Origin of the sequence: Alcanivorax sp. IL3 (assembly GCF_047495465.1) — a bacterium.
Classification (GTDB): domain Bacteria; phylum Pseudomonadota; class Gammaproteobacteria; order Pseudomonadales; family Alcanivoracaceae; genus Alcanivorax; species Alcanivorax jadensis.
Map to the genome: position 1 here is coordinate 2301619 of NZ_CP179931.1, position 24130 is coordinate 2325748.

The window sequence follows — 24130 nt, forward strand, 5'->3', positions numbered from 1 at the left end:
TGATCTAGCAAAATGGTTGAATAAGCGTCTGTAACTTTCTAATATCGAAAGAAAATACATCTCGCCGGGGGAAAAAATGAAGACAACAATAATGACGCTGCTAGCCTCGGCAGCGCTGGCCATGCCGGTTACAGCCCTGGCCGCAGAGACTCCCCAACGCGGTATGCCAGAAGCGCAAGTACGGGCAGACTTCGGTTCACCTGCCTCCGTCCAGGGCCCGGTGGGTTCACCGGCGATTACCCGCTGGAACTACGACGGCTTCACCGTCTACTTCGAAAACGGCATCAGCCTGCATACTGTGGTCGATCGCCCGGCCAGTGCCGCACCGGATGTGGTGTCCGGCACCCAACAGCTGCCTGCCATTGAAGAAACCACAGCCGACACCGAACAAGAACAGCAAGCAGCGCCGGAGAGCGCCGCGCCGCCCATGTTCGACCCGGTGAGCGGCAGCTTTGTTGGAGCGGAAACGAAACAAGACGCCCCGGCCGAGCAACAACCTGCCACCATCGAGGCCCCTGAACCAGAAGCCCCGCAACAGCCCCCTGAGCCGGCGCCAGAACCCGAACCAGCTCCCAAGCCACAAGCCAACGTTACAGAGGATGGACCGGAGGCGGTAACAGAACCAACAGAACCGGCCACCGCGCCCCAATCCAAAGAGCAACCCCCGGCCGATAGCGAATTCCGCTTTGACCCGGTTACCGGTCGCATCATCATCGCCGGCGAAGTGACTCCCGAGCAGGCTGCTGCCAAAAAGCAGCAACAGCTGGAGCAACAGGCCGAAGAAACCGCTGAATCAGCAAAAGCCGAAGCCAAGCAGCTAGAAGAACAAGCAGCTGATGCTGTGGCTGATGCCGAAAAACAGGCTGACGAGGCCGAGCAAAAGGTCGAGGAAGTGGAGGAAGAATCGCAAGGCGGCTTCTCTATTGACTGGGATGCACGCCGGTAGCAAACTCGCGCGCATCGCCCCCTCCTAGCGGACTTCCCGAGCATGCGCCGACTTCTTCCTGAATGGCACCCCCAGTGGGGGGTGCTGCTGGCCTGGCCCGACACCCACACCGATTGGGTGAATCATCTGGCCGACGCCGAACACTGTTATCTGGATCTACTCGCCGCCCTGCTGGATCATCAGCAGGTGCGGCTGGTATGCCGTGATACTGCCAGCGAACAACGCGTCAAAACCCTCGCCGCCGATCGCGGCCTGGATACAGAGCGCCTTGAACTGATCATTGCCGACTACAACGATACCTGGGCCCGGGATTTCGGCCCCATTGCTGTGGAAGATAACGGTAACGTTGAGCTGCTGGATTACACCTTTACCGGCTGGGGCGGCAAATTTGACGCCGACAAGGACAATACCCTGAACCGTCGTCTGCCCTGGCAACTGCCACTGCACAGTCCCTCGCTGGTACTGGAAGGCGGCGCCATCGACACCGACGGCCAAGGCAATCTACTGACCACACGCCATTGCCTGCGCAATCCCAACCGCAACCCGGACCTGTCCGAGGCAGAGCTGGTCGCATTGCTCAAGGAACAGCTGGGCGTTACCGATATCTGGTGGCTGGATCACGGCGAGCTGGAAGGCGACGACACCGACGCTCATGTGGACACGCTGGCGCGCTTCGTGGATACCCGCACCATCGCCTATGTGCAATGCCGGAACCAGGCCGACAGCCACTACGCCAGCCTGGCCGCCATGGAGCACGAGCTACAGACACTGGCCCGGCAACACAACCTGACACTGGTGCCCCTGCCCCTGCCCACCCCGCAGTTCAACCGGGAAGGCGAGCGACTGCCGGCCACCTATGCCAACTTCCTTATTACCAATGAGAAAATCCTGCTGCCCATTTATGGCTGCGATACGGATCAGCAGGCCATTGATGCCTTGCAGAGCGTATCCGGTGACCGCCAGGTGACTCCGGTAAACTGTCGGGTATTGATCGAACAACACGGCAGCCTGCATTGTGTCACCATGCAATTGCCCCGTGGCGCGGTCTGAACAAGGTTTTTAGGAGATACTCATGCGCGTGGCCGTTATCCAGCAGAAAAACCACAGTGATCTGCAAGCCAACCTGGATCATTCCCTGGCATTGGTTCGCGAGGCCGCTGACAAGGGCGCCGAGCTGGTACTTCTGCAGGAATTGCACCGCAGCCTGTATTTCTGCCAGACCGAAGACACCGCCGTGTTTGATCTGGCAGAAACCATCCCTGGCCCCAGCACCGATACGCTGGGGGCGCTGGCCAAAGAACTGGACATTGTCATCGTCGGCAGCCTGTTCGAAAAGCGAGCCACCGGCCTCTATCACAACACCGCCGTTGTTCTGGAAAAGGACGGCAGCCTGGCGGGGATCTATCGCAAGATGCACATCCCCGATGATCCGGGCTTCTACGAGAAGTTCTACTTCACCCCGGGGGATGCAGATTTCAACGATGGCCGTAGCGGCTTCAGCCCTATCGAAACCAGTGTCGGCAAACTGGGCCTGCTGGTCTGCTGGGATCAGTGGTACCCGGAAGCGGCGCGTCTGATGGCTCTGGCCGGTGCCGACCTGCTGCTCTACCCCACCGCCATCGGTTGGGACCCCAGTGACGATGACGGGGAAAAACAGCGCCAGCTCAGCGCCTGGATCACCATCCAGCGCGCCCACGGCATCGCCAACGGCCTGCCAGTACTGGTGGCCAACCGTACCGGTTTCGAACAAAGCCCGGTGGGTGAGAGCGGCATCCAGTTCTGGGGCAACAGTTTCGTCTGCGGCCCCCAGGGCGAATTCCTGGCTCAGGCAGACAGCGACAGCGAACAGGTGCTGCTCGCCGACGTGGACATGCAACGCAGCGAGTCCGTACGCCGCATCTGGCCCTATCTGCGTGACCGGCGGGTGGATGCCTACGGCGATCTGCCCAAGCGTTACCGGGATTGACCCGCTCGACAACATTACAGAAAGCCCCTTGAGGGCAACGTTGCCGGAAAGTACCTTCCCTGTTTTCCGCTATTTCATATGGAGCCCACAATGACCCGTCTATCCGCTCTCTTTATTGCAGCCTTGCTCGCCGGTTGCGCAGCACCCTCTGCCATGATGGTTAGCGATGGCAACCAGTCCGAAGGCACCGTGGTCATGTCCTATGACTACAGCCTGATGCAAAGCCCCAAGGTGGACTGGCAACAGGGCCTGCAGAAAGCCAGCGCACAGTGCCAAAGCTGGGGTTACAACGGCGCGCTGCCCTCCGACACTCCCAGCAAATCCTGCAAGACAGAAACCCAGGACGGCGATTGTATCGCCTGGACCCTGAGCACTACCTTCCAGTGCACGGCCAAGGCCCAGCAATCCCAGCAATAAGCCGCACCCGCTAGCCGGCGGGTGTTTTATCCGCTCGGTGTGATCACAGGGCAACCGCTTGCCGCATCCTGATACGTCAGGCTGGCCGATACCGCCCTCGACATCGGGATAACCTGATGACCCAGCCGTAATGACAGGTCATGAGGGTGAATGCCGATCCGCAGGGCTTGCCCAGTGTGGCAGGCTCTGCGCCAGTTCAAGTGATTAACGCCCCGTAAAAACCACTCTCTAAGCAGCGTATCCGCCTCGAATCCTGCCAAAGGCAGTGGATGCATCTGTTGTGCTCTGGCATCAAAAACGCCCGTCAGCGTCTCGAACAGGCGAAAAGGCATAGCCGCCAGCTGAGCACGACTGATTGACCCCATGGCCCAGGCCGGCGGCACATAAAGATCACAGGTTTTCAGCCCCTGCTGCGCAAACCAGCGATGACACTGCATCATGAGAGCCTCTATACCACTGGCAGACAAGGACAAGTGCTCCGCCACTCGTCGCGACAGCAGCAGACTGTGCAGGCGATGATAGAGACTGATGGGTGGCTCACAGCGATGCAGCCAGCCATGGCCGGCCAGCGGGTATCCCTGCTGCTGGAGCTGATGCAGCCAGTCCAGATCCGCCGTTTGCCAGTTGCTCCCCGGCACTACCAGCAGGGTGATCGCCTGTGGCCCCTGGGGCAGCAGAGCCAGAATCTGGCTGACTTGCTCGCGGGTTTCCGGCATCACATCGTGGATGGATATCAGGGCGCGAGGTGCCGGTAGCGGATCAGAGGGCGCTGCGGGCATAGTTGCTGCTCAAGCGGCGCAGCAGCGCCAGGGTCGGGGAAGGCAGGGAGCGATTGGCAGCCGGTGCCATCTGCGCACATTGGCCCAGCACCCCGGCCCAGTGTTCGATGGCGTCCCGGTTCATGCCCAGTGCCGCCTGCCGGGCCTGTTTCGCCTTCAGGTCGCGCACTACCGGGCTCAGCGACTGCAGCCGGTCCAGGGTCTGGTTCAGGCTTTCCATGGGTTCCATGATCCACAGCCCCGCTGCCAGCGCCGGCCATTCGTTGATGCCGCAAGCCGGTGTGGTGATTACCAACCGCTCCCGGGCCATGGCTTCCAGCGCCACGGTACCGAAGGCTTCCACCGAGGACGGCAGCACCAGTACCTGGCAGCGATCGAGAATCTCCACCACCTGCTGGCGGCTACACCAGCCGTGAAAGGTCAGATTGGCAGACGCCTTACAGGCCTGTTCTACCTTGCTGCGCAGTGGCCCGTCACCGGCCACCTCGAACTGCAAATCCGGCCGTGACGCGGCCAGGGCCAGAAAGGATTCGATATTCTTTTCCGCCGCCAGCCGGCCCACATAACAGACCCGCCTTACGCTGTCATGCAACCGGGTGACAGGCGTATTCACAAATTCCCGGGCCAGCGGTGTGCCCACCAACTGCGGATTACGGGCACCGGCGGCGCGGGCCTGGGCGATCATGGATTCACAGATGGTGGCGGCGGTTTCACTACCCTGGAACAAGGTGCGGTTGACCCAGTTGAGCAGGCCACCGGCTAGCCTGGCCAGGCGGCGCCCCCAGTACAGTTCCACCAGGCGGTTGTAATCGGTCTGGAAGGTGACGCAGACCGGGATGCCCCACTTGCGGGCGATCCAGTAACCGATCATGGAAAAAATACCGGGGCCGGGAATCACGATAACGTGGGGTTTCATTTCCCAGACCAGGGCGCTCAGTTCACGCACCTTGGGAAAAAAGAGTCGCTGGGTGGGGTCGCCGGGGATTGGCATGGATGCGCCCTGGCAAGGATGCGGTTCCTCCATGCAGGGCTGCACCAGTTCCACCTGTGCCACATGGTCCTTGAGATGCGAGACCAGATCCTGGAAGTAGGCGCCGACGCCATTCCGACCCTTGATCGCATCCACCACAAACAGTATGCGTAGCTCTTTGGTATCCATGAACGCCAGTATCAGCGCCACTCATGTCGATAATGTGACAGGATTGCCGCGCCATGACGGTGTAATTGCGACAAGATGTAACGAAACCCAGAAGTCGCTGTAGGAGCGTGGCTGGCGGCGCGATTCCGTAACATCTACAACGCCGCTGTAGGAGCGCCGCTTGAGGCTCGAACCAAAACCGTTTCAAGTTGCGAGAAGCAAGTTTCGAAAAGCAAAAATCTATTCGTGGGGGTCGCGCTTCTCGTGACTCGCGGCTGATGAGGCAAGTAGATTCGCGCCTCAAGCGGCGCTCCTACAGGGGTTTTTCATCAGTGTTGGGAGATGGGTATCCGAAACGTTCATAAACCCAGCCGAAGACATGGTCGAGTTCATGGGGGCTTACGCCCAGTTCGTCCGAATTGTAATGATGGCCGCTGCGGTACTGTTTTGCCTTGCGCTCTTGTGCTTCAAGCCGTTGCCGAAAAGTGTCGTCGGGCTGCCAGCCAAAACGCTGATAAAACGCCAGCACGATTTCTGCCGGTGCCGGTGCCAGTTGCTCCATCACCGACAGGGCCTGGCGTTCCGGTGGCAGGCTTTCCAGCACCTCAAGTACATGGCGATAGTAATAATCGAGCATGGCCATAAAGCCCTGGCGCCAGTAATCGGTGGTGTCACGGCCATCAAACAGGCGCGCGCCAATCAGGATGGAATTGATCTGTGATGGCACCGCCGCACTGGGGTTGCGGACACAACCGATAAAGCGGGCATCCGGAAAGGCCTCCGCCAGGGTCGCCATCCACGGCGTGAACGACGGGTTCTTGGACAGCAGTTGTTTGTGGCTGCCATGAAAATAAAGATGCCGCTGCACAAAACGCCGATAGGCCGCGATCAGCCTCTGCTTTTCCTTGTCGGTGCCATCCCGGTCCAGATAGGTGAGACGCCACAGGGCCGGCACCGGCACGGAGAGTACCAGCAGGAAGCAGCCCCACACCGGAATCAATGCCAGGTAATCTTCCTCCGGGTCCAGCAGCCCGGTCTTGTGCACGCCATCCAAACCTCCGAGCAGACGCCGCTCGATCCATAACAGCAAGCGCCCCGCCGGCCGGCCAATCCATCCATCAAGGCGGGCAATAGCGGTCCAGAAATAGCGCTGGGTAATCGACGGGGCAAACAGTAGTTCCCACAGGGCCGTGGTGGTAAAGCGTTCGTCCATGGCCAGCAGGCGATGCAGGAAGGTGGTACCGCTGCGGGGCACGCCCACCACAAAAAGCGGCTCACGCACCTGGACGCGACGAAAATCAGGAAACAGCAAATAATCCAGCAACAGGCCCAAGCCATTGATGGCCTGCACCAGCAGAAACAGGGGCCAGAACAGCGCCATCACCAGCAGCCGCTGCAGGGAAAACCGCCCTGCCCGACCATCGTAGGCCGGCAGCCAGCTCATCACAAAAAAATGCACATAGCGTTTCAGTACTGCCAAACCGTTCTCCCGGCTATTCCATGCAGCGTGCACGCTACGCCTCGCCCATGTCATAAAAATGACAATTTTGCCTCTTGTCTCCGAGTCATAGCGCTGTCATCTTTCTCCAAGAACCTGTTTGGGATCTATACGCGGCCGCGCCGGAGTCAATTTTTTCGCCAGGTCGTGATTGCGATTGTGCCGTGTAGTCGCTCTACATAAACAAGCGCAATCTCGGGCTGGCGGAAAAAGGGGCCCGGCCCTTCGGGTTACTGCTGAAAATGGCGCCATGCTGTGTTGTGAACCTTGAACTTGACCCGTCAGGCCCTGCGGTTCACGCCTTGCCTGGCGCCATTTTCAGCAGCAACGCGGCCGCGTATAGATCCCAAACAGGTTCTTCAAACAATAGTGGTATGACTATCGCGATGACAGCACCCAGCACAGCACCTCGCCACCCGACACTGGTCGGTCACCGGGGCGCACGCGGCGAAGCCCCGGAAAATACCCTGGCCAGTTTTCAGGTTGCACTGGAAGCCGGTGTCACGGAAATGGAACTGGACGTCAGGCTATCCGCCGACGGCCATCTGATCGTGCTGCACGACAGTGACGTTACCCGCACCACCGGCATGCGCGGCGATGTGCGCCAATACACCCGCTCGCAGCTGGGCACCATGGATGCTCGCCGCAATACCCCCGGCTGGCACAGCCCCACGGGGATTCCGTCCCTGCAGGAAGTGGTGGAGCTTTGCGGCCCGGCCATGCGCTTCCAGTTCGAGGTAAAAGGGGCGGATCGGGTGGTGCTGCATCAGCTGGCTCATCGCCTCACTCATATGATCCATGAGCAGCAATTGCAATCGCGGGTGGTGGTGACCTCCAGCCATACCGGCTTTCTGCGCATGATCGGCACCATGGCGCCGGATGTGGAACGGGGCTATGTGTGCCAGTACCGCTACCTGCAACCCACCCGCCGGGCCCACGGCCTGGGCTGCAACTGGCTGATGCCCCACTACTCGCTGGTGACCCCGGCATTAATGCGCCGGGCGCGCAAACGCGGCCTCAAGGTGTCGGTGTGGACGGTGAACGATCTCACCGAAGCGGACCGGCTGGCCCAACTGCAGGTGGATGGCATCATTACCGATTACCCCACCAGCTTCGTCAGCCACTTCCGGCGCAGCCCCCGTTATTCCTCTTCGGAAACCGCCGCACTGAGTGGCTGATCCGCGAAAAACGCCAGAATTTCTTCCTTGCGCGCCATGGCATCCTTGCGGCCCATCTCGATCAGGCTGCGGGTGAACCCCGGCTCGAACAACAGATAACTCATGGCACTGGCCCCCGGCGACCGGGTGGCACCGGAACCTCGCAGGAAGAAACGCAACGCCCGCGGCAATTCCTTGATGTGTTCGGCGGCAATTTCGTCAATGGGTCGGGACGGGTAGATCTTCAGCACATCCACCTGTCGCAACTGAATACCATGCTTGCGCCGGGAGCGCTCGCTCATGGCAGACAGGGTCCGGTTGATCCTTTCCAGACGCTCCACATCCCCTTCCAGGGTATCCACAAAGACGCTGTTGAGCACATGGCCGAGCACCTGGGCCATTGATGGATAACCGCTTAACTGACGCTGATGGCCCGCCGTCATATTACCGGACACCCCGATCACCAGCAGCCGGGAGGCCCCCAGATGCAATGCCGGGCTCAATGGCGCCAGTTGCCGCAGAGCGCCGTCACCGTAATAGGCACCGTCCACCTTGCTGGCAGGAAACAGGATAGGGATTGCCGCAGACCCCAGCAGATGCTGCACTTCGATGTCGGAGCGCTTGCCCTTGCGACGCGCTCTCACCCATTCCGGCAGTTCACTGTCACCCTGGAAAAAACTCACCGACTCGCCAGTGGCATAACCGGATGCGGTGATTGCCAGCGCACGCAAATGGCCCTGATCCAGGTTATCTCGAATACGGCGAAAATTGATCACCAGGGTAAGCAGGCGCTGCAACGGCATATTGTCCAGCAGAGCACTGCGTTCCGGCGTCTTGCCAGTAGTGACACCGGAAAACAGCCAGCGAACCACGGCTTTCAGCAACGCATAGGTATCCGTGCGATAGACCTGTTCAGCGGTAATATTGGCCCAGACTCGCTCCAGCCCACGAATCGCCGTGCGAAAATTACCGGCATTGGCGGCAAGTGACGCCGCATTGATCGCCCCCGCGGAGGTACCGCAGATAATCGGGAACGGGTTTGGCTCCCCGCGAGGCAGCAATTCTGCAATCGCTGCCAGCACCCCGACCTGATAGGCGCCACGGGCGCCGCCCCCGGACAATATCAACCCACGAACCGGGTCCTGTTTCTGCATTTCCACCCTCCAAATTTCCACCAGTATGCCGTGACAGACATTCTGTCACCACAGCCGCAATACCACTGGCGATCTGCCGGCTCCCTGCCTTATGCTGGGGCATCTTCTGGAAACCGCTTTATGTACCGCTTTCAGCTACGCCCCGCCACCACCGATGATCTGGACGCCCTCACCGCGCTGGAACAGCGCTGTTTCTCATCGGACCGTCTTTCCCGACGCAGCTTCCGTAAATGGCTCAAACGCCAACACAGCGGTCTGATCGTCGCCCTTGATGATGACAATGCCCTGGCAGGATATGTGCTGGTGCTGTTGCAACCGGGCACCCGGCTGGCGCGACTCTATTCCATCGCCGTGGATCCAAAGCAACGGGGACGGAATCTGGGGGAAAAACTCATGGAAGCTGCAGAAGACTACGCGCTGCAACAACGCCGCCCCTATCTGCGCCTGGAAGTACGCAAGGATAACGCTGCCGCTATCGCCCTGTACGAAAAACGTGGCTACCGTCTTTTTGCGCAGACGCCGGATTACTACGAAGACCACCAGGATGCCCTGCGCTACCAGAAGCGTCTCCTCTACCTGCCTGACAACGCGGAACGGCTACATCTGCCCTGGGTACAGCAGACCACGCCATTCACCTGCGGGCCGGCCTGTCTGATGATGGCCCTTGCGGCGCTCAAGCAGCAACCTCCCAGCACCACCGAAGAGCTGCTGTTGTGGCGGGAAGCCACCACCATTTTCATGACCGCCGGCCATGGCGGCTGCCACCCCATGGGCCTGGCCCTGGCCGCTCGTCAGCGAGGCCTTGAGGCGCGTGTCTGGTGCAATCAGACCGGCCCGTTGTTTGTAGACTCTGTGCGTGACCCTGAAAAGAAGGCAGTGATCACCACCCTGCACAACTATTTCGTGGAGGCCTGCAAGGCGCAATCCCTGCCGGTCTGTTACGAGGATTTCAGTGCCGCGGATCTGGACGACGCCATCACCGCCGGCAACATCGTGCTGGTGTTGATCAGCACCTGGCGCCTGGATGGCCGCAAGGCCCCCCACTGGGTAGCCATCAGTGGCAGCGATGAGGAATGCTTCTATATTCACGACCCTGACCCGGGCGAGGACCAGGTCCCCCTGGACTGCCAGCATGTGCCGATCACCCGGGAAAAGTTCGACCAGATGCGCAAGTATGGCCAGGCCAAGCTGCGCACCTGCAGTGGTGTTGAGTGTTTAGCCTAGTGTTGGGGTATGGTTTTTTACCACAGAGGGCACAGAGTCACAGAGGTAAAACCTGATCCCTCCTGCGGCGCATTAGCATGAAATAATTCTCCCCACGAACTTCAACCCTAGTGTTTTCTTTTTCTCAGTGAACCCTGTGCCCTCTGTGGTAAAAAATGTTTTTCCTGTCCCGACGAGCCAGACACAAAAAAAGCCCGCGCGCGGCGGGCTTCTTGCTGGGCGGATGTGGCATCACATCTTCATCACGTCTTTGCCCAAGGCCGCGGCTTTTTCACCGTCCACCTTCTGGGTGTTTTCCTCGCACTTGCCCCGGTCACCACCGCAGATTTCGCAACCCTCTTTCATACCCAGTGTGGCCAGGCCACCACAGGAGCCCTTGATCGGCTTGTTGGAGAGAATCACGCCGACCGCCATGGCCGAGAAAAGCAGGCCGATAAAGATCACTGCGGCCATAATGGTCATCAACATGTTATTTCTCCTCCACGATTGCATCGAAGGCAGGCGTGGAAATTTCTTCTACGCCCTCACCCTTTCTGACAATAAAAAACACGGCCAGTTCGTGCTGTTTGGCAAACGCCATACCGGCCTCCGGACCCAGCACTGTCATGGCGGTGGACAGGCCGTCCGCCATCATGGCGCTTTCGTGCAGCACCGACACCGATGCCAGCATATGGTCCACAGGATAACCGGTTCTCGGATCCAGGGTATGTGAATACAGTTGCCCATCAGATTCGAAGAAGTTGCGGTAATCGCCGCTGGTAGCCACGGCCATGTCTTTCAATACCACTACCTGTTCCACTTCCCGCACGCCGGCAATCGGGCGTTCCACGGCCACCCGCCAGGGCTGACCATAGGGCTTGCTGCCACTACCGCGCAACTCGCCACCCACTTCCACCAGGTAGTTTTTCAAACCCTGGCTTTCCAGCAATTCTGCCACCTTGTCCACGGCAAAGCCTTTGGCAATGGAGGACAGGTCCACGTACACATTGCCGGGCTGCAGAAGCTCATTGTCATTCAACAGCAACTGCTGCCAACCCACCCGCGCCATGGCAGCGTTGATCTCGTCCTCTGACGGCGGCTCAAAACGGTCCGGGTCCGGGCCAAACCCCCACAGATTGACCAGTGGCCCCACCGTCACGTCATAGGCCCCGCCAGTTTTCGAGGAAATACCGAACGCCACAGACAGAACCTTGACCGTATCCTCCGGCAACGCCATCAACGTGCCGGCTTGCGCCGCATTGAAACGGCTCAGATTGGACTCCGGCCGATAGGTGCTCATTTCTGCGTTGACCTGCTCCAGCGCCGCCTCGATATCCGCTTTCAGATCTTCTACGCCTTCCTTGGGTGTGCCGCTGAACTTCACACTCCAGGTGGTGCCCATGGTCGGGCCGCTGAGAACGGACAGGCGGTTTTTGCTGTCATCGCAGGCGGTGAGCAGTGCAACGGAAAGAACGACAAGAGCAAAAACGAGACGGGCCATACCTTTAATCCAAGGTAGTTCAACGTTCTGCAGGAAACACTCTGGCAAAGGCCAACGCGAGGCGAACCTCGCTACCCGGAACTTACCGCCCCGTTCGCCATGCAAGCATAGCTCCTACATAAAAAAGCTTAACAACAAAACGCCGACCCGCAGGTCGGCGTTTTTGGTGTTATCCGCCGAAGTCATCCAGCAGGATGTTTTCCGGTTCCACACCCAGGTCATCAAGCATCTTGATCACCGAGGCGTTCATCATCGGCGGCCCACACATGTAGTACTCACAGTCTTCCGGCGCCGGATGGTCCTTCAGATACTGCTCGTACAGCACGTTATGGATAAAGCCGGTGAGGCCGTCCCAGTTATCTTCAGGCTGGGGATCAGACAACGCCAAATGCCATTCGAAGTTGTCATTCTCGCTGGCCAGCATGTCATATTCATCATTGTAGAACGTTTCACGCCAGCTACGGGCACCGTACCAGAAGCTGATCTTGCGCTTGGAGTTCAAACGTTTGAGCTGATCGAAGATATGACTACGCATGGGCGCCATGCCGGCACCACCACCGATGAAGACCATTTCCGCATCGGTCTTCTTGGCAAAGAACTCGCCGAAGGGACCGAACACAGTGATCTTGTCACCCGGTTTCAGGTTGAAGACATAGGAGCTCATGATCCCTGGCTGGATATCCTTGGAGCCCGGAGGCGGTGTGGCGATCCGGATATTGAACTTGAGGATGCCTTTCTCTTCCGGATAGTTCGCCATGGAGTAGGCGCGAATCACTTCCTCGTTGTTCTTGCAGTTCAGATCGAAGAAATTAAAGCGCTCCCAGTCTCCCCGGTACTCTTCGCTGATATCGAAATCAGAGAATTTCACGTCGAACGGCGGCGCTTCCAGCTGCACATAACCACCGGCGCGGAAATCCACGTTCTCGCCTTCCGGCAGCTTCAGAGTCAGCTCTTTAATGAAAGTGGCCACGTTATCGTTGGCGATAACCTCGCACTCCCACTTCTTCACACCGAAGAACTCTTCCGGTACTTCGATCTTCATGTCCTGCTTCACGTTCACCTGGCAGCTTAGGCGCCAGCCGTCGCGAATCTCGCCCTTGGTGAAGTGTCCCTCTTCGGTAGGCAGGATATCGCCACCACCTTCCAGAACCTGACACTTACACTGGGCACAGGTGCCACCACCACCACAGGCGGAAGACAGAAAGATACCCTGGTTGGCCAGGGTACCCAGCAGCTTGGCGCCAGCCGGGGCGTCGATGGATTTTTCTTCATCACTGTTGATGTTGATGTGCACGTTCCCGCTGGCTACCAGCCGGGAGCGGGCCATCAAGATCACCGCCACCAGTGCCAGTACAATGGCGGTGAACATGACCACACCGAGAATAATCTCAAAACTCATGATTCAACCCCTTCGCTTACAGCTGCACGCCGGAAAAAGACATGAAGCCCAGAGACATCAGCCCCACGGTGATGAAGGTGATGCCCAGACCTTTCAGGCCATCTGGCACGTCGCTGTATTTCAGCTTCTCGCGAATACCGGCCAGCAGCGTAATCGCCAGCGCCCAGCCAACCCCGGCCCCGACGCCATACACCATGGACTCACCAAAGGTATAGTCACGCTCCACCATGAACAGGGACGCACCCAGAATGGCGCAGTTCACGGTAATCAGCGGCAGGAAGATGCCCAGGGCGTTGTAGAGACTGGGCACATACTTGTCCAGGGTCATTTCCAGGATCTGCACCAGCGCGGCGATAACGCCAATATAGCTGAGCAGGCCCAGGAAACGCAGGTCCAGGCTAGCCAGGGACTCAATCCCGGTCCAGGCCAGGGCGTTCTCGTCCAACAGGTAAGTCAGTATCAGGTTGTTCACCGGCACGGTGATGGTCAGTACCACAATCACCGCAATACCCAGACCCAGAGAGGTCTGGATCTTCTTGGACACGGCAATAAAGGTACACATGCCCAGGAAGAAAGCCAGCGCCATGTTTTCAACAAAGACGGCGCGGACGAACAGGCTCAGATAATGTTCAAACATTACTCGTCTCCGTTAAAACGCGTCGCTGACACGGGTGTGTGGCTTCATCTTGAAGGTATCCTCTTCTACCTGCTCAGGCTTCCAGACCCGGATCGCCCAGATGAACAGACCGATCAGGAAGAAGGCGCTGGGCGGCAACAGCATCATGCCGTTGGTCACGAACCAGCCGCCGTCAGCGGCCTTGGTCAGGATCTGCTGTCCGAACAGGCTGCCGGCACCCAGCAGTTCACGAATGAAACCCAGACCCAGCAGTATCACCGAGTAGCCCAAACCATTGCCCACACCATCCAGGAAGGACGGGATCGGCGGGTTCTTCATGGCAAAGGCTTCCGCCCGGCCCATCACGATACAGTTGGTGATGATCAGCCCCACGAACACCGACAGCTGCTTGGAAATGCCATAGGCATAGGCTTTCAGGAACTGGTCAACCACGATTACCAGCGAGGCAATAATGGTCATCTGCACGATGATACGGATGCTGGACGGAATGTAATTGCGAATCGAGCTGACGAAAAAGTTCGAGAACGCGGTGACGGTAGTCAATGCAATACACATCGTCACCGTCGTGCTCAGGTTACTGGTTACCGCCAGGGCGGAGCAGATACCGAGGATCTGCAGCGCGATGGGGTTGTTGTCGAAAATCGGACCTAAAAGGATGTCCTTCGTTTTCTCCGCCATTACGCGTCTCCTTCCTGCTGTTCGACCACTTCACCTTGCTGCATGCGCTTGAGGTAAGGACCGAAACCGTTTTCACCGACCCAAAAGCGCAGCAGGTTACTGACACCGTTGCTGGTCAGGGTCGCGCCGGCAAGGCCATCCACCTTGTGTTCGGCGTTCGGCGTCTTGCTGTCCACGGCGCCTTTGACCACCTGGATTTCTACTTCACCCTGCTCACCATAAAGCTTTTTACCTTCCCACAGGGCTTTCCATTTCGGGTTGTCCACTTCGCCGCCGAGGCCAGGGGTTTCGCCGTGTTCATAGAAACCCAGACCGGAAACGGTGTTGGCATCCGGCTCCAGGGCCAGGAAACCATACAAGGTGGACCACAGGCCATAGCCATGCACCGGGAGGATGATGCGGCTCAGGTCACCGTTATCACCGCGGGCCAGGAACACTTCTGCAACGTTCGCCTGGGACTTGATACCGGCAATATCCTCTTTCCCGCTGAGGCGTTCGGACCGCTGGGGGTCCTTGGCTGCCTTGCGCTGGTCATAGGATTGCGGCATCTCTACGTATTCACCGGTGTCGATGTCAACAAAGCGGCGTTCAATGCTTTTGAATACCTCGTTCACATCCACACCGGGCTGGTACAGACCAGCGGCCTGCAGGATGTTCATGCGTTTGTCCAGCAGCTGGTTCTTGCTCTGTACCGGTCGCAGGCTTACCGCAGCGGTGGCAACCACCACACCGCAAACCACACAGACCAGAAAGGCAACCAGCAGCGTTTTGCCGACACTTTCTTTATTTGCTGACATTTACACTTCTCCCCCGGTCCGGCGCAGGCGGCGACGAACATTCGCCTGCACAACAAAGTGGTCGATCAACGGCGCACACAGGTTGGAGAACAGGATTGCCATCATCACGCCCTCCGGGAACGCCGGGTTCACCACCCGGATCAATACGATCATGACACCGATCAGAGCACCGAAGATGTACTTGCCCACATTGGTCATGGAGGCCGACACAGGGTCAGTGGCCATGTAGATCATGCCGAAGGCAAAGCTGCCCACGGTCAGGTGCCAGTACCAAGGCATGGCGAACATGGGGTTGGTAGCTGAGCCCACCGCATTCAGCAGAGTACTGAGCGCCACCATACCCAGGAATACACCCAGTACGATGCGCCAGGAGGCCACTTTGGTAAGCAGCAACGCCGCGCCACCAATCAGAATCGCCAGTGTTGATGTCTCACCGATGGAGCCCTGAATACCGCCCAGGAAGGTCTGCATCCAGGAGATATTGGCACCGGCATCGGCAGTCAGATTGCTGGCGAAGTCCAGTTGACCGGCAGCGGCCAACGCCAATGGGGTCGCCCCGGAGAAGTTATCCACCGCGGTCCATACCGCATCCCCGGACATTTCTGCCGGATAGGCGAAGAACAGGAACGCCCGCCCGACCAGCGCCGGGTTGAGGAAGTTCTTGCCAGTACCCCCGAACACTTCCTTACCGATGACCACACCAAAGGAAATACCCAGGAATACCTGCCAAAGGGGAATAGCCGGAGGAAGAATCAGGGTAAACAGGATACCCGTCACGAAGAAACCTTCGTTCACTTCGTGGCCGCGCTTCCAGGCGAACAGGCCCTCCCAGATGAAACCACCCAGGTAGACCACAATCAGAATCGGCACATAGTAGACCATGCCGTGTAGCAGGTTCGACCAGAGGCTGGCCGCATCAAAGCCTGCCAGCGCCATCACCAGATCACTGCGCCAGCCGGGAATCGGGCTGAAGCCTTCAGCGATTTGCAGGTTGGCCTGATAACCGGTGTTCCACAGCCCGAACAAAATCGCCGGGAAGGCGCAGAACCACACCGTCATCATGATCCGTTTCAGATCGATACCATCGCGTACATGCGCAGAGGACCGGGTCACCGAATCCGGGGTGTACAGCATGGTGTCGAACATTTCGTAGAAGGTGTAATACTTCTCGAACTTGCCACCCTCGTGGAAATGCGGGGCGACCTTGTTGTCCAGAAAACTTCTCATGCCCATGCTCAGCTCTCCGCTTCAATGGTGGTGAGATTGTCGCGCAGAATCGGACCGTACTCGTATTTGCCCGGGCACACGAAGGTACACAGGGCCAGGTCTTCTTCCACCAGCTCGAGCGCGCCCAGTGCCGTGGCACTGTCGGTATCCCCAACGATCAGCGCACGCAGCAACTGAGTCGGCAGGATATCCAGCGGCATCACTTCCTCGTAGGCCCCCACCGGCACCATGGCCCGCTCGGAACCGTTGGTGGTGGTGGTGAAGTTGAAACGCTTGCCCGGCATCAGCTTGGACAGGTAGATGTTCAGCACCGAGAAGCGATTCACGCCCGGGGAGATGTAGCCCAGCAATTCACGCTTATGGCCTTCGCACAACGCCGTTACCTGGTTACCGGTGCGGCTAAGGAAAGCCACCGGACCCTGGGCATTGTGGCCGCCAAAGACGGAACCACTGATCAGGCGGTTGTCACCTTCTTTCAGTTCGCCCTGGGCGAAGTCGTCGGTGCTGGCACCCACCCGGGTACGCAGGGAACGAGGCGTTTTAACCTGCGGGCCGGCCAGAGCCACTACCCTGGAGGAGTAAATCTTGCCTTCGGTGAACAATTTACCGATGGCAATCACGTCCTGATAACCCACAGACCAGACAATCTTTTTCAGGCTAACCGGATCCAGGTGATGAATGTGTGTACCCACATTGCCCGCCGGGTGTTTGCCGGCAAAGACTTCTTCACGTACCTGGCCACCGGCGAAGCTCGGCAGGTCGGTATTGGGGCCACGACATACCCATACCGGACCATCGGTAAGACGGCTCAACACGGCAAGACCGTGACGGAAAGCCTGTTCGTTTTCCTTGATCACCAGTGCCGGCTCCTGGGCCAGCGGATTGGTATCAAGAACGGAAACGAAAATGGAATTCGGGGTGCTACCCGGCGCAGGTACCTTGCCGAAGGGGCGAGTCCGCAACAAGGTCCACTCGCCAGAGTCCACCAGCTGCTGCTGTACCGCTTCACGGCCCAGGCCGGCGATCTGCTCAGGGCTGTAGGAATCAAAGGTGACTTCGTCTTCCTGCTCGGCCACTTCAATCACTACAGATTGAAGGACGCGCTTGTGGCCACGATTGATCGCCACCACCTTGCCGGCGGCAGGAGCGGTGTATTTCACACCCTCGGTTTTCTTGTCCGTGAAGATCAACTGGCCTTTCTTGACCACGTCTCCCTCGCGGACCTCCATGGTGGGTTTCATGCCCACATAGTCACCGCCGAGCACGGCAACAGAACGAACCTGGTGGCCTTCCTCAATCGCCTGGCGCGGTGCACCAGTGATGGGCAGATCCAGGCCCTTCCTGACTTTAATCATAGTTTCTCGCCCACGTTGCGTGTTGCTGAAGTCGAGGCACATCCGCCTGCAAGCCCCGAAAAGCGGGAAATGCCGTGGATGTTCGCTAAAACCGGAATTTGCACTTGGGAGCCGGCATCAGCCGGCGGCGCCATTATAAAGACGCACCTGCCCGTTCGCCAGCACCGTGCGACCCGTCTTTCGTCGCACAGAACTACTTTGGTGCAAAAGAAAACCCGGTTATGCACCGAAAAAAAGCCCGCAGCGCGGGCTTCTTTTCAAACGCAGTTCAGTCCTTCGGGTACGCCGGGTATTCCACCCCGGAGATCTGCTGCAGGATACGCAGTACCTGGCAGCTGTAACCGAACTCGTTGTCGTACCACACGTACAGTACGCAATGACGCCCACTGACAATGGTAGCCTCCGCATCAATCACGGAAGCGTGACGGGAACCGACGAAGTCGGTAGATACCGCATCCGGGCTGCTCACGAAGTCCACCTGACGCTGCAGCGGAGAGTGCAGGCTCACCCAGCGCAGGTACTCGTTAAGCTCTTCCAGGGTGGTTTCCTTGCCCAGGGTCAGGTTGAGGATCGCCATGGACACGTTCGGAGTCGGCACCCGGATGGAGTTGCCGGTAAGCTTGCCCTGCAGGGAGGGCAGCGCCTTGGCAGCCGCCGTCGCCGCACCGGTTTCGGTCAGCACCATGTTCAGGGGCGCGGAGCGACCACGACGGGGACCCTTGTGGAAGTTATCCAGCAGGTTCTGATCGTTGGTGTAGGAATGCACGGTTTCCACGTGGCCGTATTCGATGCCGAACTTGTCTTCCAGGGCCTTGAGCGGCGGTACGATGGCATTGGTGGTGCAGCTGGCAGCGGAAATGATCTTGTCGCTGTCCTCAATCATGTCATTGTTCACGCCATGAACAATGTTTTTCATATCACCTTTGCCCGGCGCAGTCAGCATCACGCGGGCAACGCCCTTGCACTGCAGGTGCTGGGACAGGCCTTCCGCATCACGCCACTTACCGGTGTTGTCGATCACCACGGCATTGTTGATGCCGTACTCGGTATAATCGATGGAAGACGGATCGCTGGAGTAGATCACCTTGATGAAGTTGCCGTTGGCGATGATGGCGTTTTCGTCTTCATCCACGGCGATGGTGCCGGCAAACGGGCCGTGCACGGAGTCACGACGCAGCAGGCTGGCACGCTTTTGCAGGTCGCCCTTGCCGGATTCGCGCACCACGATGGCCTTCAGGCGAAGACCATCGCCGGAACCCGCTTTCTCGATCAGCAGACGGGCCAGGATACGGCCGATACGGCCAAAACCGTACAGCACCACGTCCGTGGAGCTGGGCTCTGGCCCCTTGTTATTGACCGCTTCAGCCAGCTCTTCACGGACATAGTCCTCAATGGACAGGCCGCGATTATCTTTCTTGTACTCTACCGCCAGTTTGCCGATATCAATGCGGCAGGGGCCCAGGTCCAGCTTGTTCACTTCCTGCAGAACCGGGAAGGAATCCACCACAGACAGCTCGGAATCTTCGACCTGCTTGACGAAACGATGGGCTTTGAGGATCTGGATAACAGACTTGTTGACCAGGGAGCGGCTGTAAACTGTAGTAGTGATGTTCTTTTCGCGATGCAGCTTGCCGATCATCGGGATCATGGCTTCTGCGATTTCTTCGCGGTTCTTCCAGCGTCCGAAGTGGTCTTCCAGTTTGTTCACGGAGATGCCCCTCTCAGGTTGGGTTCGGGTGAAGAAAACCGTGGCTGGCACCGAAATGCCCGGTTTCAACGTTCACCGGCGGTGGAGTTTGGGGCGCGAATAATATCGCCAAACGCCGCGTTTATCCACCCAAATGGCGGGGATATTACGGTTTCACATGGGAGCCTTTGCATAACTCCTTGCACACTCAGGCTTACAGGCCGGCCCACACACGTTGTTGCCCTTTATCGACTGGCAACCCGCCTGCGCTCAAAAGTGCGCCCAGATGATGGGCCGCCCTGAAAGCCCCGGAGGGCGAGGCCTGAAGGGCACATCTGCTGCGCTTTGTCGATAGGAAAGGAGCCCACCCTGTCCGTCACGACAAACCACAACAGCTGCACCCTTCAGACCCCGCTGAGCGCGCAAGGACTTATACAAAGGCTCCCAACCGGTTCACACGTTCACGCAACACCGGCAACACCTCCTCCTCGAACCAGGGCCGCTGGCGCAGCCATAACCGGTTTCGCGGGCTCGGATGAGGCAGCGGGAAGTAGCCATGCTGCAGGGCCCGGGCGAAATCACGAACATTGTCTGACAGGGTCTTGCCCGGCTCCGGCAGGTAGTACTTCTGGGCGTACTGCCCCACCAGCAGGGTCAGCTGCAGATCCGGCAGCTCCGCCAGCAACTGTTCATGCCACTGGGGGGCACATTCCGGGCGGGGCGGCAGATCGCCCCCCTTGCCGCGACCCGGATAACAAAACCCCATGGGAATAATGGCAATGCGGTTTTCGTCATAGAAGGCCTCCCGGTCCATTTGTAGCCAGTCGCGCAGCCGGTCCCCGGAAGGATCATTCCAGGGAATGCCGGTTTCATGGACCCTAGTGCCTGGCGCCTGCCCCACGATCAGCAGCCGGGCCCCCTCCCCGGCGCGCACCACCGGGCGCGGCCCCAGAGGCAGACGGGCCTCGCACAGCCGGCAGGCCCTCACCTCTTCCAGCAGAGGGATCAGCTTGCTCATGCCGCCGGGCTATCCGAGCGGTGCAGGCGCATCAGCCCTTCCTGGGCCACAGATGCCACCAGGGTGCCGTCTTGACGATAGATGGAGCCGAAGTTCATGCCCCGGGAGCCACCGGCAAAGGGGCTCTCGCTACGATAGAGCAGCCATTCATCAATGCGGAAATCCCCGTGGAACCACATGGCGTGATCAATGCTGGCGCACTGCACATGGGGCTGCCAGAAATTCATGCCGTGGGGCAGCATGGCCGTCCCCATCAGCCCGAAATCCGAGCAATAAGCCAACAAGGCCCGCTGGGTCATGGGGTCTGCGTCGACAGAATCGACCACCTTGAACCAGACCTCCCGCAACGGCGGTTCCGGCTGGGAAGAAATCGGATCACGGGGGGTCACCGGGCGGAACTCTACCGGCCGGTCTTGCAGAAACGCCTCGCGATACTGTTCCGGCAACCGGGCCACCAGCTTCTGTCGGGCTGCCTCGTCATTCTCGAGACCTTCCGGACCGGCCACCTCCGGCATGGGCACCTGATGGGCAACGCCCTCTTCTTCAACCTGATACGACGCCGCCAGCGAGAAAATCGGCCGGCCATGCTGGATAGCGTTGACCCGGCGGGTGGTAAAACTCCTGCCGTCTCGAATGCGGTCCACGTCATAGACGATGGGTTTGGTGAAATCCCCGGCCCGCAGAAAATAGGCATGAAGAGAGTGCACCGACCGGTCCGTCGGCACGGTTTTCGAGGCCGCCAGCAACGCCTGACCGGCCACCAGGCCGCCAAACACACTCTGCTGGCCATTGGCCTGGCTCTGACCTCTAAACAAATTATTCTCGAGCTGTTCCAGATCAAACAGCGTCATCAGCTCCCGAACCGATGCATTCATAGACGTATCCTCAGCGCAAAACACAATCAATAACGGGTCATGGTAACCGCAAGCCCGCTAAAATTTGAGGTCAAATCACGAATCGGCTCAACCTGCCGGGGTTCTTCGCGGGCGCAGAGGCAGCCCAGGAAATTAACAACACCACTGTGCTCTCGTCCTCCTGCTTGGCACAACGCCAGAGAAAACATCACTTTTAGCGCTTGTTTGAACTGAGTCACACTGTTTACTATATGCACAAATAGACAAAGGGGGCGCCTAGATCGCCTTCGGGGGGACAATTCGATGTTTCAGCTTCTCCGCGGTGGCCTGGCGGCCATGGCGCTCTGCATGTTGCTTTTCTCTCAGGCCGTGCAAGCCACCGTTCCATCACGCCTGGTCATACAAGGCTATCTCAGCGATCGCTCCAGCCAGTTGCCCCTGCATGGCACCTACACGCTGACCACAACCCTTTACGATCTATCCGGGCGGACGACCGACTACCAGAATGATGGAGGGATCAACACCGATCCCCTCGGTCTTGGCGCAGTCCTCTGGACCGAAGACATGACCGTCAGCGTTGAGAACGGCCGATACAGCCTGGTGTTGGGTGATAGCGACAGCAACCCCCTGCCCGATGACCTGCTGGAAAGCAATCAGGTAGAACTGGGGCTGGCGATTAATGGCGACAGTGAAATGTCTCCGCGCCTTGTCGTCACCACCGGCAGCGTGCCCTATGCCCTGCAGGCCCGCGAAGCCGAGCAGGTCAACGGGGATATCACTCCGCGCACGGTAAGCGTCGCCGATCAGCTTTTGATCAATGAAAATGGTGAGTGGGTAGGCCCGGACAGCGGCTTGGTCGGCCCCAAAGGTGACACTGGTGAAGCCGGCCCCACTGGGCCCCAGGGTGATACGGGGCAACCCGGTCCGGCGGGCGCACCGGGCCCCCAAGGTCCACAGGGTGAAGCTGGACCACAAGGCATCGCCGGCCCCATTGGCCCCAAAGGCGAGACTGGCAGCCAGGGCCCCATCGGTCCTATCGGTCCCAAAGGGGATACCGGTAATACAGGCCCACAAGGCGCAGTCGGACCGCAAGGTATCGCTGGGCCCACTGGTCCTAAAGGCAACACTGGAGACCAAGGCCCCGTTGGACCTATCGGCCCCAAGGGCGATACCGGCAATCAAGGACCTCAGGGTGAAGCCGGACCGCAAGGCATCGCCGGTCCCGCAGGCCCCAAAGGCGACACAGGTAACCAGGGCCCTATAGGGCTCACCGGCATGACCGGCCCAGCCGGCACATTCAGTACCAGCAATGTAGCCCAGAAGGCCTGCACCAGTGCGACAAGCTGCCAATGTGACAGTGGCGTAGTACTGGCCGGTGGCGTTCAGTGTGCCAGCAATAGCTACATTACCAACAGCTACCCCAGTGCCGCCGGCGCCTGGAGCGGCAGTTGCGAAACCTGGCAGACTGGCGCGGCCGCCACGCCTACCGCCATTACCATTACTTGCGCGGTAGCCAACTAATGGCTATCACGCGACGGCAGTTTATCGCGGCTGGCGGCGCGGCCGGGATCCTGCTCAGCACACCCTTGGTCGCCGGCACCACGGCAGCCCGCGTGGAACTGGTCAGTGCAGCGCGGGCGATTGCCCTCGGCGAGAACCAGAGGCTGCAGATCACCGACCATGGCCGCCAAGCCCAGTGGTATCGCAACGGCAGCACCATCAGTCTAGACACCGGCGCTCCCCACGAAACCCGCATCGTTGCCGCGGCCCTGGATGGGGATAACGCTGTCCTGCTGGACCGCAGCCAGCGTCGGCTAAGCTGGTTCCGGCCCGACGGTAGCCAGGCCCGCCATATTGATCTGACCGATCTGCAGGAACCTGCCGACTTTGTGCTCAATGGTGACCACGCTTTGATCGCAGATGTACACGGCCATCGCCTGATGCGACTGCATCTGCGCAATGAATCCAGAGTCTGGCTGCAAAGCGACCGGCCCCTGAATGGTCCCGCCTCTCTGGCCAAAACCGCAGAGCGCATCACCCTGCTCACCCTCGGCGATCGGCGACTGCACCACTTCACCCTGACAGGCGACAGCCTGGGCAGTGAAGTCAGCACATTAACCATGCCCAGCGGCTTGACCGCCGTGAACGACCAGCTATTGATCATGGATCGTTGCCAGAAGCAGCTCTGCTGGGCTGACCGAGCTACACCGGTACTGGCACTCCCCCAAACCAGCGCCCAGCAGCTGGCTCATCTGAGCTGGCAACCGGGCAGTAACCTGCTGATCAGCGTGTGAGGCCACTATGAGCGAACCTTTTATTGCTGAAATTCGCATCTTTGCGGGTAATTTCGCCCCTCGCAGCTGGGCCTTTTGCAACGGGCAACTCTTGCCTATCAGTCAGAATACCGCCCTGTTCAGCCTGATCGGCACCACTTATGGCGGGGATGGTCGTACCACAGTGGCCTTACCCAATCTGCAAGGCCGAGCGCCCGCACATCCCGGCAGAGGCCCCGGACTGCCAAGTTATCGCCTTGGTCAGGTGGCCGAGAACAACCCGGTAGAGGTTGTACAGAACGTCACGCCCGACCGTAACCTGGGCAATAGCCAGACCACCCGCACTATCGCCGCCAAAATACCCGCTGGCGATCAGCGCCATCCTTATCTGGGTCTGAATTTCATCATTGCTCTGCAAGGGCTATACCCATCCAGAGGCTAGGAGT

General features: G+C 59.1%; 24 protein-coding genes. 9 read left to right on the forward strand and 15 right to left on the reverse strand.

Annotation, left to right across the window (positions count from 1 at the left end; translation table 11 throughout):
* Positions 1 to 76: 76 nt before the first annotated feature.
* The 4 genes from ACMG4M_RS10720 (at position 77) to yecR (ending at position 3329) form a co-directional block, all read left to right on the forward strand.
* Positions 77 to 946 (forward strand): hypothetical protein, encoded by an 870-nt coding sequence (locus ACMG4M_RS10720; protein ID WP_414429960.1) that lies wholly within the window; start codon positions 77 to 79, stop codon positions 944 to 946.
* A gap of 42 nt (positions 947 to 988) precedes the next feature.
* Entirely contained in the window at positions 989 to 1996 is a 1008-nt protein-coding gene (locus tag ACMG4M_RS10725) for an agmatine/peptidylarginine deiminase (RefSeq protein ID WP_035247283.1), read from the forward strand.
* Positions 1997 to 2018: 22 nt separating this feature from the next.
* Positions 2019 to 2912 (forward strand): carbon-nitrogen hydrolase, encoded by an 894-nt coding sequence (locus tag ACMG4M_RS10730; protein WP_272975352.1) that lies wholly within the window; start codon positions 2019 to 2021, stop codon positions 2910 to 2912.
* A 90-nt stretch (positions 2913 to 3002) separates the two neighbouring features.
* Positions 3003 to 3329 carry a YecR family lipoprotein gene (gene yecR, locus ACMG4M_RS10735; RefSeq protein ID WP_035247277.1) on the forward strand — a complete coding sequence of 109 codons (327 nt, stop codon included), beginning with the start codon at positions 3003 to 3005 and terminating at the stop codon, positions 3327 to 3329.
* Positions 3330 to 3355: 26 nt separating this feature from the next.
* On the opposite strand, the gene ACMG4M_RS10740 is transcribed toward yecR, so the two are convergent.
* The 3 genes from ACMG4M_RS10740 to ACMG4M_RS10750 all read right to left on the reverse strand — a co-directional run bounded on the left by ACMG4M_RS10740 (position 3356) and on the right by ACMG4M_RS10750 (position 6726).
* Complete coding sequence (locus tag ACMG4M_RS10740) at positions 3356 to 4108, reverse strand: polysaccharide deacetylase family protein (protein ID WP_272975351.1); 753 nt, start codon at positions 4106 to 4108, stop codon at positions 3356 to 3358.
* Complete coding sequence (locus tag ACMG4M_RS10745) at positions 4089 to 5267, reverse strand: glycosyltransferase (RefSeq protein WP_414429961.1); 1179 nt, start codon at positions 5265 to 5267, stop codon at positions 4089 to 4091. Before ACMG4M_RS10745 ends, ACMG4M_RS10740 begins: the two co-directional genes overlap by 20 nt.
* A gap of 292 nt (positions 5268 to 5559) precedes the next feature.
* On the reverse strand, positions 5560 to 6726 hold the full coding sequence (locus ACMG4M_RS10750; RefSeq protein WP_414429962.1) for a sulfotransferase: 1167 nt from the start codon (positions 6724 to 6726) through the stop codon (positions 5560 to 5562).
* A gap of 404 nt (positions 6727 to 7130) precedes the next feature.
* Between ACMG4M_RS10750 and ACMG4M_RS10755 the strand changes: the two genes are divergently transcribed.
* Entirely contained in the window at positions 7131 to 7922 is a 792-nt protein-coding gene (locus ACMG4M_RS10755; RefSeq protein ID WP_084573448.1) for a glycerophosphodiester phosphodiesterase, read from the forward strand.
* On the opposite strand, the gene ACMG4M_RS10760 is transcribed toward ACMG4M_RS10755, so the two are convergent.
* A complete protein-coding gene (locus ACMG4M_RS10760) occupies positions 7886 to 9055 on the reverse strand; it encodes a patatin-like phospholipase family protein (RefSeq protein ID WP_035247271.1) in 1170 nt (389 codons plus the stop codon). The two genes, ACMG4M_RS10755 and ACMG4M_RS10760, sit on opposite strands and share 37 nt — an antisense overlap.
* A gap of 120 nt (positions 9056 to 9175) precedes the next feature.
* Between ACMG4M_RS10760 and ACMG4M_RS10765 the strand changes: the two genes are divergently transcribed.
* Positions 9176 to 10279, forward strand: coding sequence for a GNAT family N-acetyltransferase/peptidase C39 family protein (locus tag ACMG4M_RS10765; protein ID WP_414429963.1), 1104 nt, complete (start codon positions 9176 to 9178; stop codon positions 10277 to 10279).
* A gap of 231 nt (positions 10280 to 10510) precedes the next feature.
* Here the strand turns inward: ACMG4M_RS10765 and nqrM are convergent, their stop codons facing one another.
* The 11 genes from nqrM to tesB all read right to left on the reverse strand — a co-directional run bounded on the left by nqrM (position 10511) and on the right by tesB (position 21432).
* Positions 10511 to 10747, reverse strand: coding sequence for a (Na+)-NQR maturation NqrM (gene nqrM, locus ACMG4M_RS10770; protein ID WP_198030647.1), 237 nt, complete (start codon positions 10745 to 10747; stop codon positions 10511 to 10513).
* A gap of 1 nt (position 10748) precedes the next feature.
* A complete protein-coding gene (locus ACMG4M_RS10775) occupies positions 10749 to 11759 on the reverse strand; it encodes an FAD:protein FMN transferase (RefSeq protein WP_035247265.1) in 1011 nt (336 codons plus the stop codon).
* A gap of 169 nt (positions 11760 to 11928) precedes the next feature.
* Complete coding sequence (gene nqrF / locus ACMG4M_RS10780) at positions 11929 to 13158, reverse strand: NADH:ubiquinone reductase (Na(+)-transporting) subunit F (protein WP_035247262.1); 1230 nt, start codon at positions 13156 to 13158, stop codon at positions 11929 to 11931.
* 16 nt (positions 13159 to 13174) lie between these two features.
* Positions 13175 to 13795 carry an NADH:ubiquinone reductase (Na(+)-transporting) subunit E gene (gene nqrE / locus ACMG4M_RS10785; RefSeq protein ID WP_035247259.1) on the reverse strand — a complete coding sequence of 207 codons (621 nt, stop codon included), beginning with the start codon at positions 13793 to 13795 and terminating at the stop codon, positions 13175 to 13177.
* Between the two features lie 12 nt (positions 13796 to 13807).
* Entirely contained in the window at positions 13808 to 14473 is a 666-nt protein-coding gene (locus ACMG4M_RS10790; protein ID WP_035247258.1) for an NADH:ubiquinone reductase (Na(+)-transporting) subunit D, read from the reverse strand.
* Complete coding sequence (locus tag ACMG4M_RS10795; protein WP_414429964.1) at positions 14473 to 15270, reverse strand: Na(+)-translocating NADH-quinone reductase subunit C; 798 nt, start codon at positions 15268 to 15270, stop codon at positions 14473 to 14475. The genes ACMG4M_RS10790 and ACMG4M_RS10795 overlap by 1 nt, the downstream gene beginning before the upstream one ends.
* Positions 15271 to 16503, reverse strand: a complete 1233-nt coding sequence (locus ACMG4M_RS10800) for an NADH:ubiquinone reductase (Na(+)-transporting) subunit B (protein ID WP_035247253.1) — start codon at positions 16501 to 16503, stop codon at positions 15271 to 15273.
* A gap of 2 nt (positions 16504 to 16505) precedes the next feature.
* Positions 16506 to 17852 (reverse strand): Na(+)-translocating NADH-quinone reductase subunit A, encoded by a 1347-nt coding sequence (locus ACMG4M_RS10805; protein ID WP_414429965.1) that lies wholly within the window; start codon positions 17850 to 17852, stop codon positions 16506 to 16508.
* Positions 17853 to 18120: 268 nt separating this feature from the next.
* Positions 18121 to 19560, reverse strand: a complete 1440-nt coding sequence (locus ACMG4M_RS10810) for a glyceraldehyde-3-phosphate dehydrogenase (RefSeq protein ID WP_414429966.1) — start codon at positions 19558 to 19560, stop codon at positions 18121 to 18123.
* A 409-nt stretch (positions 19561 to 19969) separates the two neighbouring features.
* Positions 19970 to 20557 carry a uracil-DNA glycosylase family protein gene (locus ACMG4M_RS10815; protein ID WP_414429967.1) on the reverse strand — a complete coding sequence of 196 codons (588 nt, stop codon included), beginning with the start codon at positions 20555 to 20557 and terminating at the stop codon, positions 19970 to 19972.
* Positions 20554 to 21432 (reverse strand): acyl-CoA thioesterase II, encoded by an 879-nt coding sequence (tesB, locus tag ACMG4M_RS10820; protein ID WP_035247246.1) that lies wholly within the window; start codon positions 21430 to 21432, stop codon positions 20554 to 20556. Before tesB ends, ACMG4M_RS10815 begins: the two co-directional genes overlap by 4 nt.
* 282 nt (positions 21433 to 21714) lie before the next feature.
* Here tesB and ACMG4M_RS10825 point away from each other — a divergent pair, with 282 nt between their 5' ends.
* The 3 genes from ACMG4M_RS10825 to ACMG4M_RS10835 are packed head-to-tail and all read left to right on the forward strand — an operon-like array spanning position 21715 to position 24126.
* Entirely contained in the window at positions 21715 to 22932 is a 1218-nt protein-coding gene (locus tag ACMG4M_RS10825; RefSeq protein WP_414429968.1) for a hypothetical protein, read from the forward strand.
* Positions 22932 to 23705: a hypothetical protein gene (locus ACMG4M_RS10830; RefSeq protein WP_035247244.1), complete on the forward strand. Its 774-nt coding sequence runs from the start codon at positions 22932 to 22934 to the stop codon at positions 23703 to 23705. The genes ACMG4M_RS10825 and ACMG4M_RS10830 overlap by 1 nt, the downstream gene beginning before the upstream one ends.
* A 7-nt stretch (positions 23706 to 23712) precedes the next feature.
* Positions 23713 to 24126, forward strand: a complete 414-nt coding sequence (locus ACMG4M_RS10835; RefSeq protein WP_035247242.1) for a phage tail protein — start codon at positions 23713 to 23715, stop codon at positions 24124 to 24126.
* Positions 24127 to 24130 lie beyond the last annotated feature (4 nt).

Excerpts from the sequence above, each read along its gene's own strand:
- ACMG4M_RS10720 (WP_414429960.1), top strand. The coding sequence starts at position 77 with ATGAAGACAACAATAATGACGCTGCTAGCCTCGGCAGCGCTGGCCATG.
- ACMG4M_RS10725 (WP_035247283.1), top strand. The coding sequence starts at position 989 with ATGCGCCGACTTCTTCCTGAATGGCACCCCCAGTGGGGGGTGCTGCTG.
- ACMG4M_RS10730 (WP_272975352.1), top strand. The coding sequence starts at position 2,019 with ATGCGCGTGGCCGTTATCCAGCAGAAAAACCACAGTGATCTGCAAGCC.
- yecR (WP_035247277.1), top strand. The coding sequence starts at position 3,003 with ATGACCCGTCTATCCGCTCTCTTTATTGCAGCCTTGCTCGCCGGTTGC.
- ACMG4M_RS10740 (WP_272975351.1), bottom strand. The coding sequence starts at position 4,108 with ATGCCCGCAGCGCCCTCTGATCCGCTACCGGCACCTCGCGCCCTGATA.
- ACMG4M_RS10745 (WP_414429961.1), bottom strand. The coding sequence starts at position 5,267 with ATGGATACCAAAGAGCTACGCATACTGTTTGTGGTGGATGCGATCAAG.
- ACMG4M_RS10755 (WP_084573448.1), top strand. The coding sequence starts at position 7,131 with ATGACAGCACCCAGCACAGCACCTCGCCACCCGACACTGGTCGGTCAC.
- ACMG4M_RS10760 (WP_035247271.1), bottom strand. The coding sequence starts at position 9,055 with ATGCAGAAACAGGACCCGGTTCGTGGGTTGATATTGTCCGGGGGCGGC.
- ACMG4M_RS10765 (WP_414429963.1), top strand. The coding sequence starts at position 9,176 with ATGTACCGCTTTCAGCTACGCCCCGCCACCACCGATGATCTGGACGCC.
- nqrM (WP_198030647.1), bottom strand. The coding sequence starts at position 10,747 with ATGTTGATGACCATTATGGCCGCAGTGATCTTTATCGGCCTGCTTTTC.
- ACMG4M_RS10775 (WP_035247265.1), bottom strand. The coding sequence starts at position 11,759 with ATGGCCCGTCTCGTTTTTGCTCTTGTCGTTCTTTCCGTTGCACTGCTC.
- nqrF (WP_035247262.1), bottom strand. The coding sequence starts at position 13,158 with ATGAGTTTTGAGATTATTCTCGGTGTGGTCATGTTCACCGCCATTGTA.
- nqrE (WP_035247259.1), bottom strand. The coding sequence starts at position 13,795 with ATGTTTGAACATTATCTGAGCCTGTTCGTCCGCGCCGTCTTTGTTGAA.
- ACMG4M_RS10790 (WP_035247258.1), bottom strand. The coding sequence starts at position 14,473 with ATGGCGGAGAAAACGAAGGACATCCTTTTAGGTCCGATTTTCGACAAC.
- ACMG4M_RS10795 (WP_414429964.1), bottom strand. The coding sequence starts at position 15,270 with ATGTCAGCAAATAAAGAAAGTGTCGGCAAAACGCTGCTGGTTGCCTTT.
- ACMG4M_RS10800 (WP_035247253.1), bottom strand. The coding sequence starts at position 16,503 with ATGGGCATGAGAAGTTTTCTGGACAACAAGGTCGCCCCGCATTTCCAC.
- ACMG4M_RS10805 (WP_414429965.1), bottom strand. The coding sequence starts at position 17,852 with ATGATTAAAGTCAGGAAGGGCCTGGATCTGCCCATCACTGGTGCACCG.
- ACMG4M_RS10815 (WP_414429967.1), bottom strand. The coding sequence starts at position 20,557 with ATGAGCAAGCTGATCCCTCTGCTGGAAGAGGTGAGGGCCTGCCGGCTG.
- tesB (WP_035247246.1), bottom strand. The coding sequence starts at position 21,432 with ATGAATGCATCGGTTCGGGAGCTGATGACGCTGTTTGATCTGGAACAG.
- ACMG4M_RS10825 (WP_414429968.1), top strand. The coding sequence starts at position 21,715 with ATGTTTCAGCTTCTCCGCGGTGGCCTGGCGGCCATGGCGCTCTGCATG.
- ACMG4M_RS10830 (WP_035247244.1), top strand. The coding sequence starts at position 22,932 with ATGGCTATCACGCGACGGCAGTTTATCGCGGCTGGCGGCGCGGCCGGG.
- ACMG4M_RS10835 (WP_035247242.1), top strand. The coding sequence starts at position 23,713 with ATGAGCGAACCTTTTATTGCTGAAATTCGCATCTTTGCGGGTAATTTC.